We start from the raw sequence: 15,606 nt of genomic DNA on the forward strand, positions 1-15,606 counted from the left end.
GGAGGCGCGCAGGCCGGTTCGGTAGCTGATTGGCAGTACCAATCGAATCCGACAATCGAGGGCAATGGTTGTTCTCCATCTGACGAAGTAGGAGAATTGCGCGCTCTGTTATCGAATCAGCGATTCTGCATGGCTTTCCTCGCGCTTGGCATTAATCACAAGACCGCTTCGGTGGACGTCCGCGAGCGCGTAGCCTTCACGCCCGACCAGATGGTCGAGGCCTTGCGGCAACTGTGCCGCGTCACTCCGACCCGCGAAGCGGCGATCCTCTCGACCTGCAATCGCAGCGAGCTGTATCTGCAACAGGATCAGGTCGAGGCCGATGCTGTGCTCGCCTGGCTGGCCAATTATCACCGTCTCAGTCTCGACGAGCTCAAGGCATGCGCCTATGTGCATGTCGACGATCAGGCCGTGCGCCACATGATGCGCGTCGCCTCCGGGCTCGACTCGCTGGTGCTGGGCGAACCGCAGATTCTCGGGCAGATGAAGTCAGCCTATGCGGTCGCCCGTGAGGCCGGCAGCGTCGGGCCTCTGCTTGGCCGGTTGTTTCAGGCCACCTTCAGCACCGCGAAGACCGTGCGCACCGACACCGCCATCGGCGAGAACCCGGTTTCGGTGGCGTTTGCCGCGGTCAGTCTGGCGCGGCAGATCTTCAGCAATCTGCAACGCAGCCAGGCCCTGCTGATCGGCGCCGGTGAGACCATCACCCTGGTCGCGCGCCATCTGCACGAGCAGGGCGTGAAGAAGATCGTGGTCGCCAACCGCACGCTTGAGCGGGCCAGCGCGCTGGCCGCCGAGCTAGGGGCGCAGGCGATCCTGCTTGCCGATATCCCGGACGAGTTGCACAACAGCGACATCGTCATCAGCTCCACCGCCAGCCAGTTGCCGATTCTCGGCAAGGGCGCGGTCGAACAGGCGCTGAAGCGACGCAAGCACAAGCCGATGTTCATGGTCGATATCGCCGTGCCGCGGGACATCGAATCGCAGGTCGGCGAGCTGGACGACGTCTATCTGTACACGGTCGACGATCTGCATGAGGTGGTTGCGGAGAACCTCAAGAGTCGCCAGGGCGCGGCCCAGGCCGCCGAGGAGTTGGTCGCGGCCGGCACCGAGGACTTCATGCAGCGCCTGCGCGAACTGGCCGCGGTGGACGTGCTCAAGGCCTACCGGCAGCACGCCGAGCGCATTCGCGACGACGAGCTGAGCAAGGCTCAGCGCCTGCTGGCCAATGGGGGCAGCGCCGAGGAGGTTCTCGTTCAGCTCGCCCGTGGCCTGACCAACAAACTGCTGCATGCACCCAGCGTGCAACTGAAGAAACTCTCCGCCGAGGGCCGCGTCGAGGCGCTGAGCATGGCCCAGGAACTCTTCGCCCTGCACGAGGGCACGGAAAAACCATGAAAGCTTCGCTGCTGAACAAGCTGGACATCCTGCAGGACCGTTTCGAAGAACTCACCGCACTGCTCGGCGACGCCGAAGTCATCAGCGATCAAAGCCGTTTTCGCGCCTATTCCCGCGAGTACGCCGAAGTCGAGCCGGTGATCGTCGCCTATCGGCAGCTGTGCAAGGTTCAGCAGGATCTCGAGGGCGCTCAGGCGCTGCTCAAGGACAGCGATCCCGACATGCGCGAGATGGCCGAGGAGGAGGTTGCCGAAGCCAAGGCCCAGCTCGAGACGCTTGAAGCCAACCTGCAGCGCATGCTGCTGCCCAAGGACCCCAACGACGGGCGCAACGTGTTCCTCGAGATCCGCGCCGGCACTGGCGGCGACGAGGCGGCGATCTTTGCCGGCGATCTGTTCCGCATGTATTCGCGCTATGCCGAGAAGCAGGGCTGGCGCGTCGAGATCCTCTCCGAGAGTGAGGGCGAGCACGGCGGCTACAAGGAAGTGATTTCCCGCGTCGAGGGTGACAACGTCTACGCCAAGCTCAAGTTCGAATCCGGCGCGCACCGCGTGCAGCGCGTGCCGGAGACCGAATCCCAGGGACGCATTCACACCTCCGCCTGCACCGTGGCGGTGTTACCGGAGCCGGATGAGCAGGCGGCGGTGGAGATCAATCCGGCAGAGCTGCGTATCGACACCTATCGCTCCTCCGGCGCCGGCGGTCAGCACGTCAACAAGACCGACTCGGCGATTCGTATCACGCACCTGCCCACTGGCATTGTGGTCGAGTGTCAGGAAGAGCGTTCGCAGCACAAGAACCGCGCCAAGGCCATGGCCTGGCTCGCCGCCAAGCTGCAGGACCGCCAGGACGCCGCGGCGCACAAGGAAATCTCCGAGACGCGCAAGTTGCTGGTCGGCTCCGGGGATCGCTCCGAACGTATCCGTACCTACAATTTCCCCCAGGGCCGGGTCACCGACCATCGCGTCAACCTGACGCTGTATTCGCTCAACGAAGTGATCGGCGGCGCCGTGGAGCAGGTCATCGAGCCGCTGTTGCAGGAATACCAGGCTGACCAGCTGGCCGCGCTGGGCGACTGATCCTTTTCGCTGCGCACCGCGCTAAGAGCACCTCATGCCAACCATCGAGTCCCTGCTGCAAAGTGCCGATCTGCCGGACTCGCCGAGCGCCAGGCTGGATGCCGAATGGTTGCTCGCGGCCGCCCTGAACAAGTCGACCAGCTATCTGCGCACCTGGCCGGAGCGCGAGGTGCCGGCAGAGTGCGCCTCGCGCTTTGCTGCTGATCTCGCACGGAGGCGTCAGGGTGAACCGGTCGCCTACATTCTCGGGCGCCAGGGCTTCTGGAGTCTGGAACTTGAAGTGGCAGCGGATACGCTGATCCCCCGGCCTGACACCGAACTGCTGGTGGATACCGCGCTGCAGCTGCTCTCCGCTGCACCGGCCCGGGTGCTCGATCTGGGCACCGGCACCGGCGCGATTGCGCTGGCTCTGGCGACCGAGCGGCCGGCGTGGCAGGTCTGCGGTGTGGACCGTATCGAGGCCGCCGTGAGGCTGGCTGAGCGCAACCGGCTGCGGCTCGGACTGCACAACGCGGCGTTCACCCTGAGCGACTGGTTTGCCGGTCTGAACGGCGAGCGGTTCCAGATGATCGTCAGCAATCCACCCTATATTCCGGCCAGCGACCCGCACCTGCTGCAGGGCGATGTCCGCTTCGAGCCGCAGAGTGCGCTGATCGCGGGTGCGGATGGCCTGGACGACATCCGCACGATCATCGCCCAGGCGGCGGCGCATCTGCAGTCGGGTGGCTGGTTGCTGCTGGAGCACGGTTACGATCAGGCTGAGGCGGTGCGCATGCTTTTGCTTTCCCAGGGTTTCGAGGATGTGCAAAGCCGGCTTGATCTGGGTGGGCATGAGCGCATCAGCCTTGGCCGCCTGCCATGATTGCGTTTTGTGAGGTGCTTGGATGCTGAGTGACGAAGAGCTGCTGCGCTACAGCCGGCAGATCCTGCTCAAGCAGGTCGATATCGACGGCCAGTTGCGCCTCAAGCAGAGTCGCGTATTGATCGTCGGGCTTGGCGGGTTGGGCTCGCCGGTAGCGCTCTATCTGGCGGCCGCGGGTGTCGGTGAGCTGCACCTGGCCGACTTCGATGCGCTGGATCTGACCAATCTGCAGCGGCAGATCGCTCACGACACCCCCTCGCTTGGCCTGCACAAGGTCGACTCGGCCATGGCCCGGCTGGGTGCGCTGAACCCCCATGTACAGCTGGTGCCGTACCGCAGCGGGCTGGACGCCGACTCCCTGGATGCGGCAGTGGAGCGGGTCGATCTGGTGCTCGATTGCACGGACAACTTCGGCATTCGCGAAGCGGTGAACGCCGCATGCGTGAAAGCGAAAAAGCCGCTGGTCAGCGGCGCGGCGATCCGTCTTGAGGGGCAGCTTTCGGTGTTCGATCCGCGAGTCGAAACGAGCCCCTGCTACCACTGCCTCTATGGGCACGGTAGCGAAGCCGAGCTGACCTGCAGCGAAGCCGGTGTAGTGGGGCCGCTGGTGGGTATGGTTGGCAGCCTGCAGGCGTTGGAAGCGCTCAAGCTGCTGGTTGGTTTCGGCGAGCCGCTGATTGGTCGACTGCTACTGATCGATGCGCTGTCCAGTCGCTTCCGTGAGTTGCGGGTCAAGCGCGATCCACATTGTGCGGTGTGTGGCGTAAGCTATGGCTGACTGCGCAGCACCGGTCGGCGTCTTCGATTCCGGCGTAGGCGGGCTCTCGGTGCTGCGCGAAATTCGCCGGTGCCTGCCGCACGAGTCGCTGCTCTATCTGGCCGACAGCGCCCATGTCCCCTATGGCGAAAAGAGCCCGGACTACATCCGTGAGCGCTGCCGTGTCATTGCGGACTTTTTTGTCGAGAAGGGCGCGAAGGCGCTGGTGGTGGCCTGCAATACAGCTACCGCCGCTGGCGTCACCGAGTTGCGCGAGCTGTATCCGCAGCTGCCGATCATCGCCATGGAGCCTGCCGTCAAGCCTGCCGCCCAGGCCACGCGGAGTGGCGTCGTCGGTGTGCTGGCGACCACCGGAACGCTGAAGAGCGCACGCTTTGCCGCGTTGCTTGATCGCTTTGCCGCAGATGTACGGGTGATCACTCAGCCGTGCCCCGGCTTGGTCGAGCGCATCGAGGCAGGCGATCTGAACAGTGCCGAAACGCGCGCCATGCTGATGGGGTGGGTCGAGCCGCTGTTGGCACAAGGCTGCGACACGCTGATTCTGGGTTGCACGCATTACCCCTTTATAAGGCCGCTGCTCAGCGAGCTACTGCCTGGAAACGTCCGCCTGATTGATACCGGAGCAGCCGTCGCGCGACACTTGCGCGATCTGCTGGCGGAGCGCCATCTGCTCGCCAGCGGGGAGGCCTCCGAGCGTTTCTATTGCGGCGGCGATCCGCGGCGAATGGCCAGCGTGTTGCCTATACTTTGGGGCGAAAACGCGAAAGTCGAGTTTTTTCCCCGCTAGGAACTCCAAGCGCAGCGGGGTTTCTCAAATATGCTGGCACCAAAAAACCAAACAAATGCAGTGTTTGATAAGGAAGTTCTCATGAAAAAACTGTTCTCCCTGGCTGCAGTGGCGGCACTCTCTGTAGGTTCGATGGCGGCTGCCCACGCCGTAGACTTTACCGTTGCGGTCGGCCAGACGGACGAGTCGACCATGACCTATCGCCTGGGTGCGCAATTCGATTTCGGCACCAGCTGGTTCCAGACCAGTGTGGGCCGACTGACCGGCTACTGGGATGCTGGTTATACCTACTGGGAGGGAGACGAATCGTCGAGCAATCACAGCATCTCGCTGGCCCCGGTCTTCGTCTACGAGTTCGCTGGTGAATCGGTGAAACCTTATGTCGAGGCAGGCATCGGTGTCGCGGCATTCGAGAACACCGAGGTCGAGGGCAACGGTCTGGGTTCGTCTTTCCAGTTCGAGGATCGGATCGGTGCGGGCCTGCGTTTCGCCGGTGGCCACGAACTGGGCGTGCGCGCAATTCACTATTCCAACGCCGGCATCAAGAAGCCGAACGATGGTGTCGAAAGCTACGCCGTGCATTACCGGATGGCCTTCTAAGCAGGCCGTCCCGAGGTGCTGCAGGGCGGTTCGCCAGCCCTGCACTGCCCATAGCGTTCAGCCATATGCCGTGGCGCTGCCCTTGCGCTCTTCGTGGCAATCCTCTGACCCCAGTTCGAACTCCCTGCAGATCAATGGCCGGTTTTCGTAGATCGTGCAGCGCATGCTGTCCCGATCAAGCGCCGCGCACCAGCCATCCTCCAGGCGCAGCATGACTTCGCCGCCCCAGCTGTCGGTGTCGATATAGCGCTGCGGAACGCCGGTATCGCTGAACAGCAACACTTCGAGTCGACAGCAGCAGGCCGCGCAGGTGGCGCAGCTCACGCTGGTGTCTTCGAGTTGTTGGTGGGGAATGGTCGAATCGTTCATCGCGCCAGTCTAGTCGATACGCTCGACCAGGCGCCCACTCAGGGCGCCGAGTGGTGGCACCAGCAAAGCCGGTGTCACGCTTTTACAGCTCTTCGTTCAGCTGCTTGTTGCGCCAACCATCCCCGCCGGGAAGCAGGAGGTTGAGCAGCAGGGCGATGATCGCGCACAGCGAGATGCCGGACAGGGTGAATTCACCGTAACCGAACGCCATGCCGCCGATGCCGAACACCAGCGTCACCGAAACGATGATGAGGTTGCGTGCCTCGGACAGGTCGACCTGATGACGAATCAACGTGCTCAGACCCACCACGGCAATCGAGCCGAACAGCAGACAGAGAATGCCACCCATCACCGGAACCGGAATGCTCAGCAAGCCGGCGCCGAATTTGCCGATAAAGGCCAGGGCGATGGCGAATACCGCCGCCCAGGTCATGATCTTCGGGTTGTAGTTCTTGGTCAGCATCACCGCGCCGGTCACTTCGGCATAGGTGGTATTCGGCGGGCCGCCGAAAAGGCCGGCTGCCGAGGTGGCCACGCCATCACCCAGTAGCGTGCGGTGCAAGCCTGGCTTCTTGACATAGTTATTGCCTGTCACGCTGCCAATGGCCACCACGCCGCCGATATGCTCGATTGCCGGTGCCAGGGCGACCGGTACCATGAACAGGATGGCGCCGATATTGAACTCCGGTGCGACGAAGTTCGGCATCGCTAGCCAGGGTGCGGCCGCGATACCGCTGGTATCCACCACACCGAAAGCAAACGACAGCCCGTAGCCGACCGCAACGCCGGCGAGAATCGGTACCAGGCGAAACAAGCCCTTGCCCAGCACCGCCACGAGCAGGGTCGTGACAAGTGCCGGCATCGAGATCAGCATCGCCGTCTGGTAGGGGATCAACTGGGCGCTGCCATCGCCGGCCTTGCCCATGGCCATGTTCACCGCCACCGGTGACAGCGCCAGACCGATCGAAATGATCACTGGGGCGATGACCACCGGCGGCAGCAGGCGATCGATGAAGCCGGGGCCCTTCAGGCGCACCGCGAAGCCGAGCAGCATGTAGACAAGTCCGGCAGCGACCACGCCACCCATGACCGCCGGCAGGCCGAACTCACCCTTAGCCGCAATGATCGGTGCGATAAAGGCGAAGCTGGAGGCCAGGAATACCGGTACCTGACGCCGCGTGATCAGCTGGAACAGCAGGGTGCCAAGGCCGGCGGTAAACAGCGCTACGTTGGGGTCCATGCCGGTGATCAGCGGCATCAGCACCAGGGCGCCGAAGGCCACGAACAGCATCTGTGCGCCGGCCAGTACCTGCCGGCCAAGCGGCTCGTCGGTATGCGACATGCTCAGATGTCCTTCTGCTTGGTGCCGAAGATCTTGTCGCCAGCGTCACCCAGGCCCGGGACGATGTAGCCGTGTTCGTCGAGACGCTCATCGATGGATGCCGTGAAAATCAGCACGTCCGGGTGTGCTTTTTCCACAGCGGCGATGCCTTCCGGGGCGGCGACCAGCACCAAAGCACGGATTTCCTTGCAACCGGCCTTCTTCAGCATGTCGATGGTGGCGACCATCGAGCCGCCGGTGGCGAGCATGGGGTCGATGATGATGGCCAGGCGCTGTTCGATTTCCGGAACCAGTTTTTCCAGATAGGTCTGCGCCTGCAGCGTTTCCTCGTTACGGGCGATGCCTACCGCACTGACCTTGGCGCCCGGGATCAGGCTGAGCACGCCATCGAGCATGCCGATGCCCGCACGCAGGATGGGTACGACGGTGATCTTCTTGCCGGATATCTTCTCGACCTGCACCGGGCCGCACCAGCCGTCGATGCTGTAGTGTTCCAGCGGCAGATCAGAAGTTGCTTCATAAGTGAGGATCGAGCCCACTTCCTGAGCCAGTTCACGGAAGTTTTTGGTGCTGATGTCGGCGCGGCGCATCAGGCCGAGCTTGTGGCGGATCAGCGGATGGCGGATCTCTCGAATGGGCATTGTGGGCTCCGGCGGGCAAATAAACCGGCTTAGATTAAAGCATCGTCGAGTCAGCGGCTATTCGCGCGTCATTCGACCGGCAGACTTGCTGCAGCCCGCGGGGGTGGGTATCTTCCACGCCCTTTCGCGGACGGCTGAAAGTGGGCTGTTCGGTCAGGTTTTTCGCTGTTCAGGATACGGCGATTCAACCGCGCGAGTTGCCAGGCTCAATTGGCGCTCTAACACTCATCTTTCTGAGGGGAATCGCATCATGTCCGTCGATCTCGCACATATCCGCCAAGTCATGGCCGAGGCTGACTGCCTGTACACCGAAGAGCAGGTAGAAGCGGCAATCAGCCAGGTCGCCGAAACGATCAACGGCGAGCTGGCCGACCGCAATCCTGTGGTCTTCTGCGTCATGAATGGCGGTCTGATCTTTTCCGGCAAGCTCGTCCCTAAGCTGAACTTCCCGCTCGAACTGTCCTACCTGCATGCCACCCGTTATCGCAATGAAACCAGCGGTGGCGAGCTCTTCTGGAAAGCCAAACCGGAAATCTCCTTCATCGATCGCGACGTGCTGATCATCGATGACATCCTGGATGAAGGACACACCCTGGGTGCGATCATTGATTTTTGTCGCCACGCGGGCGCCGCCGCGGTGCATACAGCGGTGCTGATCGACAAGGATCATCAGCGTAAGGCGCGTCCGGATCTCAAAGCCGATTACGTTGGCCTCAGCTGTATTGATCGCTACATCTTTGGGTACGGCATGGATTACAAGGGTTACTGGCGCAACGCACCGGGAATCTATGCGGTGAAAGGGCTATAGGAAGCCAATTTCGGGCGAGCGCGTCCCGCTTAGAAAGGCATGCGTGCGCACCAGTGGCGGGGTGCGCTTCGCAGCTGTGACGCAATGGCGCCGAGCAGCGTTCGGGCGGCCCTCCGCTGCTGACCGACGCGGCAACTCCAGCGAACCAAACGTACACGCCGGCCCGTCTGTTTCCTTTCGCCCCACCTCATCGTTGCGGTAACGCCCTCCTTTCCGTTTTTCGCGTGTGTTGGCCATTTCCTTTGGTCGGTTGAATGACGGCCTGCGCCTTTGTCGTCCGACTCATTCGGCGGGTTTCGTGTGCGTCATCGCGCTCATGAATTGAACTTTAGGATAACTGACCGACAATTCTTCTATCTTGCAAGCTGAAAGGCTCTGGATCGGGCTTTGCGGCCCTGGCATTCACGGCTAAGCTGATTTGGACCTTAAAGGGCATGGCTCCGCGCAATCACGCTGAAAGCCACTGCTGGAAAGGCTATTAACACTAAAGGATTACAAGCTAAATCAAACCTTAGTGCGCTTAACCCTACTCCGGTGTCTGGGTAGGGTTGACGCACTTCGAACCAACCAGGAGCGCCTCATGACAAAAACAACAAGGCAAGGAATCTTCCAGCCGAAGTCTCTAGCTCTCGCCGTCGCGCTGGGCACTGCCGCACCGGCTTACGCTGTCAATTTCAATATCGGAGAAATCGAAGGCCAGTTCGACTCGTCCATGTCGATTGGTGCCAGCTGGTCCACGACGGACAGGGATATGGATCTGGTCGGCATCAATAATGGCGGGACTGGCTACACGCAGACTGGGGATGACGGGCGGCTCAACTTTAAAAAGGGCGAAACCTTTTCGAAGATTTTCAAAGGCGTTCACGATCTTGAACTCCGCTATCGGGATAGCGGCGCTTTCTTTCGTGGCAAATATTGGTATGACTTCGAACTGAAAGACGAGAGCCGGTTGTTCAAGGACATCAGCGACAGCAACCGCAAGGAAGCAGCTCAGTCTTCGGGCGCCCAAATACTGGATGCTTTTCTCTATCACAACTATTCGGTTGGTGATCTTCCGGGAACCGTCCGTGTCGGGCGGCAGGTGGTCAGCTGGGGTGAAAGTACTTTCATCGGTAACAGCATCAATTCGATCAACCCACTGGATGCTGCTGCATTCCGCCGTCCTGGTGCGGAGATCAAGGAAGGCTTGATTCCGGTGAACATGTTTTACATCTCTCAGAGCCTGAGCGATCGCTTGAGTATGGAGGCGTTCTATCAGCTTGAATGGGATCAAAGTGTTGCTGATAACTGCGGTACGTTCTTTGCTGTAGACGTGGCACAGGACGGTTGTGACAACAATTATCACGTCGCAAGTCCGGCGATTACTCCGCTTCAGCCAGTTGCTGCTGCGTTTGGGCAAGGATTTGACGTAACACCTGAAGGAGTGGTCTTGCCGCGCGGGGGGGATCGCGACGCCCGTGATTCTGGTCAGTTCGGCCTGGCTTTGCGTTGGCTAGGGGATAGCACCGAATATGGTGCCTATTTCATGAATTATCACAGCCGTACGCCACTTCTCAGTACGCAGTCAGCAGGGCTAGCGACCGGTGCCGCGCTAGGGAACGGCAACCCCTTGGCAGGACCCACCAGCGGCATACTGGGAGCAGTTTGCGGCGCAGCTTTCGGCGGGGCGCCAGGTTGCTACGCCAATCCCGCATATTCGCAGACCCTCTCCGGGCTTGCGCAGAGTGTGATGCTGGGGAACGGCCAGTACTACCTGGAGTATCCTGAGGATATCCGCCTTTATGGTTTGAGTTTTTCTACAACATTGCCTACAGGGACAGCTTGGTCGGGCGAGCTGAGCTATCGTCCCAATCTCCCTATTCAGATCAACACACAAGACGTTAGTCGGGCATTGCTGAATCCTATTGCCCCAGGAATTTCTCCTGTTGACAGTACTTTCGGTGCGGATAATCGCGGCTACAACCGCAAAGAAGTTACTCAGATTCAAACGACCTTTACCCACTTCTTCGATCAGGTGCTGGGCGCTGGGCGGGTCACTGTGGTGGGCGAGATCGGCTATGCCCATGTCGGTGGTCTAGAAAGTACCAGCGAGCTGCGCTATGGCCGTGACGCTATTTATGGATCGGTTGATGATCCATTGGCACTGGCCGACTACGGCGATGACGGCTTCGTGACTGCCAACTCCTGGGGTTACCGCCTGCGTGCTTTGGCCGACTACAACAACGTCTTCGCCGGGGTAAACCTGACGCCGAATATCTCCTTCTCCCATGACGTTGACGGCTACGGCCCCAACGGTCTGTTCAACGAAGGCTCCAAGGCAGTCAGCGTCGGTGTGGATGCCGTATACCAGAACATGTACACCGCCAGCCTGTCCTACACCGACTTCTTCGGCGGCGATTACAACACGTTGGTTGATCGCGACTTCCTCGCGTTCAGCGTGGGCGTGAACTTCTAAGGAGATCAGCCTGACGTCCGGCCGGCGAGGAAGCGCCGGCCGGACGATAGCGGTAGGCATGGCCTCCGGCCGTATAACAAGATCAAGAGGAACTGGAATCGTATGAAAACAACAAGAAAGCTATTCAGTGTCTTGGCCTTCTCTCTGCTCGCGAGCAGTGTGATGGCTGCCGTTTCCCCAGAAGAAGCCGCCAAGCTCGGTTCATCACTGACGCCGCTGGGCGCAGAAAAAGCCGGTAACGCCGACGGCAGCATCCCTGAGTGGACCGGTGGTCTCAAGACCGACGCGGCCCCCCTCAAGAATGGGCATCTGACCAATCCTTTCAAGGACGAGCAACCCAAGTTCGTCATCACCGCGCAGAACGCCGAAGAGTACAAGGACAAGCTGACCGCAGGTCAGATGGCCATGTTCAAGCGCTATCCGGAAACCTACAAGATTCGCGTGTTCCCTACTCACCGCTCGGTCGCCGTGCCGGATGAGATCTACGAGGCAGCGAAGAAGAGTGCGGTGAATACCGAGCTCGTCGAGGGCGGCAACGGTATCGCCAACTTCACCGACAGCCGTTATTACGCGTTCCCGATTCCGAAGAATGGTCTGGAAGTGGTGTGGAATCACATCACTCGTTATCGCGGTGGCAATGTCCGTCGCAATATCGTCCAGGCTACCCCGCAAACCAACGGTAGCTACACCATGGTCCACTTCGAGGACGAAGTGGCGTTCCCGCTGGGTATGACTGATCTGGATCCCGAGCGCGCCAAGAACGCCCTGCTTTTCTTCAAACAGCGGGTGACTGCGCCGTCTCGCCTGGCAGGGAACGTCCTGCTGGTGCACGATTCGCTGGATCAGGTCAAAGAGCCCCGTCAGGCCTGGATCTACAACGCTGGCCAGCGTCGGGTACGCCGCGCGCCGCAAGTTGCATACGACGGGCCGGGTACCGCTTCGGACGGTATGCGCACCACGGATAACTTCGATATGTTCAGCGGCGCACCTGATCGCTACGACTGGAAGTTGATCGGCAAGAAAGAGCTGTACATCCCGTACAATAGCTATGAAATCGCCTCCAGCGAACTGAAGTACGACGACGTCATCAAGGCTGGCCACGTCAATCAGGATCTGGCGCGTTACGAGCTACACCGCGTCTGGGAGATTGAAGCCACGCTCAAGAGCGGCGAGCGCAACATCTACGCCAAGCGCCGTTTCTTCGTCGACGAGGATAGCTGGACCATCGTCCAGTCGGAGCTGTACGACGGTCGTGGTCAGCTTTGGCGTGTAGGCGAGGCCCACTCGCTGCAGTACTACCAGCACAAAGTGCCGGCTTACGCGTTCGAGGCGCTCTACGACATCATCTCCGGCCGTTACATCGCGATCGGCATGAGCAACGAGGAGAAGCCACACGAGTACGGCTATCGTGCCTCCGCTCGGGACTTCACGCCGGCTGCCCTGCGTAACGCAGGGGTGCGCTGATCGACTGACATTTAACCTGTGAATAAGGCGGCCAAGTGGCCGCCTTTTTTTTTGCTGCGAACCAGTGGATGATAATTTCCATTCGGTGCCCGAGGTCAGGATGATCGCATCGCTGGAACACCGAGCCCAATATGCGACGTGTGCAACGACAAGGCTGGCGTTTCGGCTGCCCGTGGTAACGACCGAGCGCGATGCCTGGCACAGACCGCGCTGTGTTTCAATGGACTGATTCGAACAAGAGAACCTTTGCCATGTCCGTACGCTTCATTCCTGATGCGCTCAGTGCAGAGGCAGGTGCCGTAGAGCAACTCGCATCCATTCCTCGGCTGCCGCCGCTGCATATCGACCGGCCCAGGCTGGTTCGTGCGCTGCTCGATACCGATTGCCGTCTGCGCCTGATCTGCGCCCCAGCCGGGTTTGGCAAGACCGTGCTGATGAGCGAGTGCGCGCGCTTGGTGCCTCCGGGCACACGCCTGGTGTGGCTGGATCTCGGCGGGCGGGCATGTACGGTTCAGGCGCTGTACGGCCAGTTGAGCGATGCGTTGGGGGAGCGGACGGGCAAGGATGATCGTTCCGAGAACGACATGCTGGCGCTGCTGCGACAAGTCCGGCAGCCGCTGTGGATCATGCTCGACGACTACCCGCGTGATTACAGCCCGGAGCTCGATGCTTGCATTGATATGTTGTTGGACATGGGGCCGGCACAAGTCAGTTGGTGGGTATCCAGTCGCCGCCAGCCGGCGTGGAAGCTTCCACGGCTCCTGCTGCAAGGGCACCTTCTGGAGCTGGAGGCGGAAGCGCTGGCGTTCACCGCCGAAGAGCTCGAGCAACTCCTGAACGTCCATCGTCTGACGCTCTCGCCCGAGACTTTTCAGCAATTGCATCGTGTGATGGAGGGGTGGCCGGCTGGAGTCTGTCTGATGTTGCTCCACGCCGATGAGCAGGCGTTGCGTGAGCGTCTGGTTGCCGGGACGCCATTGCTGCGTGATTACGTCCAGCGTGAGGTCATGGCTGGACTGAGCGATGAAGTGCGGCGGGCCATGCTGGCGCTGGCGCGTATGCCGCGTTTCTCGGCAGAGCTCTGCGACCATGTGCTCGACGGTGTTGGTCGCGAAATCCTCGATATCCTCAAGACGCTCCAGCTCTTCATTCGGCAGATCGACAATTGTGGTGAGTGGTTTCGCCTGTGGAAGCCGCTGGCGCTGATGCTGCAGCGCTCCGCAGAAACGACCGCTCCGACCCAGGCCCATCTGCGTGCCTGTCAGTGGTTCGCCAGTCGCGGCGAGATGCGCGAGGCGGTAGAGCATGCATTATGGGCCGGCCAGCCTGAGGTCGCTGCCAACTACCTGCAGCGTTACGGACAGGAACAGCTGCTGATCGGCGATAACGTATCGCGCTTTCTGAAATGGCGAAGCGAGCTGCCACAGGACCTGTTCGCCAGCACCACGCGCCTGATCGTCTTGCAGGGCTGGGCGCTGATCATTTCGGCGCGACTTGATGAAGTGGATGACTGTCTGGCCGAGCTGGCCAAGTTCTTCCCCCAACCCGATGCGCGCCGGCAAGCCCAGTTATTGGCTCAGTGGCAGGCCCTTCGGGGGTTTCTGGCCCGCCTGCGCGGTGAGCCCGAGGCACGCCAGAACTGCTTGCAGGCGCTAGAGGTACTGTCCGATCACGCCTGGGCGCAGCGCGTGCTTTGTTATCAGGTGCTTACGCAGCAAGCGATGGCCGAAGGTGAGCTCGACCTTGCCCAGCAATACAACAGCGAAGGCATGAAGCTCGCACGGCTGAAAGGTAGCGTGCTCTACGAAGTGATGCTCAGCGTCGATCGAATCCAGTTGCTTGAGCTCACCGGTGAGTTCGAGCGTGCGGTCGGCGTGCTCAACGAGACACTCCAGGCGTTGCGTGACTCCGTCCGGCGCAGCCCTCTCATCGGCAGGTTGCAACTGCTGCAGGGGCATCTGCTGGCTTACCAGGGGCTCGACGAGCCGGCGCAGGAGGCATATCAGCTCGGTAAGGCGGAGACCGAAACCTGCGGTGATTCCTACTGTTTCTTCGGTTATGTCGGGCTTGCCGAGCTTGCCGCGCGCAGTCACGAGTTTGCCTGCGCCTATCACTGGCTGCGGGACGCCGAGCGCCTGTCTCAGTGGCGACATGTACCTGAGGCGAGATTCCGCGGCATCCTGCCGCTGATAAACGGAGTGGCCTGGCTGCATCAGGGCGAGCTGCGCAAGGCGCGTGTTGCGCTGTATCAGGTACTGGAACTGTATGAAGGACGGGGTTACCTGTCGCCGTCCGGATTCTACGAGCTGTTGCCTCGGGTGCGGCGCTATCTGGCGGTCATCGATGTGCTCGAGGGACAGCCAGCACGAGCGATCACAGCCTTGCGTGAGCAGATCGAGCAGAACCTGCTTGCCCAGCGTCTGGGGCTCGCATGCGAGTGTCGTTTCAGTCTGGCGGAAGCGTTACAGGCCGATGGCCAGGTCGCCGAGGCGGAGCTGGAGCTGCGTCTGGCGCTCAGCGAGGCAGCGCGTCAGCATCTGGTCAAGCCCTTGTACGAACTACAGTATCGGCAGCCGCAATGGCTGGCGCGAGTGCTACCCGCAGCGAAGGGCGAATCGCTTCGGCAGCGGCTGCTGAGCTACGAGCGTGAGCCGGAAATGACGCTCCCGGCAGCGGATGAAACGGTGCTCAGCAACCGCGAACTGACGGTGTTGCGGCTGATTGCCCAGGGGTGCTCGAACCAGGAGATTGCCGAACAGCTGTTCATATCCCTACATACCGTAAAGACCCATGCGCGCAGGATCAACACGAAGCTGGGCGTCGCGCGCCGTACCCAGGCGGTAGCGAAGGCCAAAGCCCTGGCCTGGCTCTGAGAACAACCAGTCACCAAGGGATCATTAATCGTCGCGCCTGAAACAGCAAAGTTCAGGCGCGCCGATTCGCTGCAAGCCTGGCGGCTGTCAGACGAAGATGGATTCTTGTTTTTGTTGGGTAAGTTTCGGGGCGGAGCGGCGCAACCTGCA

13 protein-coding genes are annotated in these 15,606 nt (G+C 61.0%); 10 read left to right on the forward strand and 3 right to left on the reverse strand.

All coding sequences use genetic code 11. The annotated features are described in order from the left end of the window. Positions 1-129: 129 nt before the first annotated feature. From hemA to LLJ08_RS04715, 6 genes are all read left to right on the forward strand, one after another. Entirely contained in the window at positions 130-1,398 is a 1,269-nt protein-coding gene (hemA, locus tag LLJ08_RS04690; RefSeq protein WP_014819346.1) for a glutamyl-tRNA reductase, read from the forward strand. After that, complete coding sequence (gene prfA / locus LLJ08_RS04695) at positions 1,395-2,477, forward strand: peptide chain release factor 1 (RefSeq protein WP_011914265.1); 1,083 nt, start codon at positions 1,395-1,397, stop codon at positions 2,475-2,477. The genes hemA and prfA overlap by 4 nt, the downstream gene beginning before the upstream one ends. Positions 2,478-2,511: 34 nt before the next feature. Continuing rightward, a complete protein-coding gene (gene prmC / locus LLJ08_RS04700; RefSeq protein WP_228208322.1) occupies positions 2,512-3,339 on the forward strand; it encodes a peptide chain release factor N(5)-glutamine methyltransferase in 828 nt (275 codons plus the stop codon). A gap of 22 nt (positions 3,340-3,361) precedes the next feature. Next, positions 3,362-4,117, forward strand: coding sequence for a molybdopterin-synthase adenylyltransferase MoeB (locus LLJ08_RS04705; RefSeq protein WP_228208323.1), 756 nt, complete (start codon positions 3,362-3,364; stop codon positions 4,115-4,117). After that, on the forward strand, positions 4,110-4,904 hold the full coding sequence (gene murI / locus LLJ08_RS04710) for a glutamate racemase (RefSeq protein WP_228208324.1): 795 nt from the start codon (positions 4,110-4,112) through the stop codon (positions 4,902-4,904). Before LLJ08_RS04705 ends, murI begins: the two co-directional genes overlap by 8 nt. A gap of 81 nt (positions 4,905-4,985) precedes the next feature. Beyond that, positions 4,986-5,504, forward strand: coding sequence for an acyloxyacyl hydrolase (locus tag LLJ08_RS04715; protein ID WP_228208325.1), 519 nt, complete (start codon positions 4,986-4,988; stop codon positions 5,502-5,504). 57 nt (positions 5,505-5,561) lie between these two features. Here the strand turns inward: LLJ08_RS04715 and LLJ08_RS04720 are convergent, their stop codons facing one another. The 3 genes from LLJ08_RS04720 to upp all read right to left on the reverse strand — a co-directional run bounded on the left by LLJ08_RS04720 (position 5,562) and on the right by upp (position 7,856). Next, a complete protein-coding gene (locus LLJ08_RS04720) occupies positions 5,562-5,873 on the reverse strand; it encodes a YkgJ family cysteine cluster protein (RefSeq protein WP_003284787.1) in 312 nt (103 codons plus the stop codon). 82 nt (positions 5,874-5,955) lie between these two features. Further along, a complete protein-coding gene (locus LLJ08_RS04725; RefSeq protein ID WP_003284785.1) occupies positions 5,956-7,215 on the reverse strand; it encodes a uracil-xanthine permease family protein in 1,260 nt (419 codons plus the stop codon). A 2-nt stretch (positions 7,216-7,217) separates the two neighbouring features. Further along, the gene (upp, locus tag LLJ08_RS04730; RefSeq protein ID WP_003284783.1) at positions 7,218-7,856 is read right to left on the reverse strand and encodes a uracil phosphoribosyltransferase; all 639 of its coding nucleotides are present in this window, start codon (positions 7,854-7,856) and stop codon (positions 7,218-7,220) included. Between the two features lie 250 nt (positions 7,857-8,106). On the opposite strand from upp, the gene LLJ08_RS04735 reads away from it, so the two are divergent. The 4 genes from LLJ08_RS04735 to LLJ08_RS04750 all read left to right on the forward strand — a co-directional run bounded on the left by LLJ08_RS04735 (position 8,107) and on the right by LLJ08_RS04750 (position 15,456). After that, positions 8,107-8,664, forward strand: coding sequence for a hypoxanthine-guanine phosphoribosyltransferase (locus LLJ08_RS04735; RefSeq protein WP_041016218.1), 558 nt, complete (start codon positions 8,107-8,109; stop codon positions 8,662-8,664). A gap of 580 nt (positions 8,665-9,244) precedes the next feature. Beyond that, positions 9,245-11,119: a DUF1302 domain-containing protein gene (locus LLJ08_RS04740; protein ID WP_228208326.1), complete on the forward strand. Its 1,875-nt coding sequence runs from the start codon at positions 9,245-9,247 to the stop codon at positions 11,117-11,119. 102 nt (positions 11,120-11,221) lie between these two features. Then, the gene (locus LLJ08_RS04745; protein WP_228208327.1) at positions 11,222-12,583 is read left to right on the forward strand and encodes a DUF1329 domain-containing protein; all 1,362 of its coding nucleotides are present in this window, start codon (positions 11,222-11,224) and stop codon (positions 12,581-12,583) included. A 251-nt stretch (positions 12,584-12,834) separates the two neighbouring features. Next, positions 12,835-15,456, forward strand: a complete 2,622-nt coding sequence (locus LLJ08_RS04750) for a LuxR C-terminal-related transcriptional regulator (protein ID WP_228208328.1) — start codon at positions 12,835-12,837, stop codon at positions 15,454-15,456. The last annotated feature ends 150 nt before the right edge of the window (positions 15,457-15,606 follow it).

Source organism: Stutzerimonas chloritidismutans, assembly GCF_020783375.1.
Classification (GTDB): Bacteria; Pseudomonadota; Gammaproteobacteria; order Pseudomonadales; family Pseudomonadaceae; genus Stutzerimonas; species Stutzerimonas kunmingensis.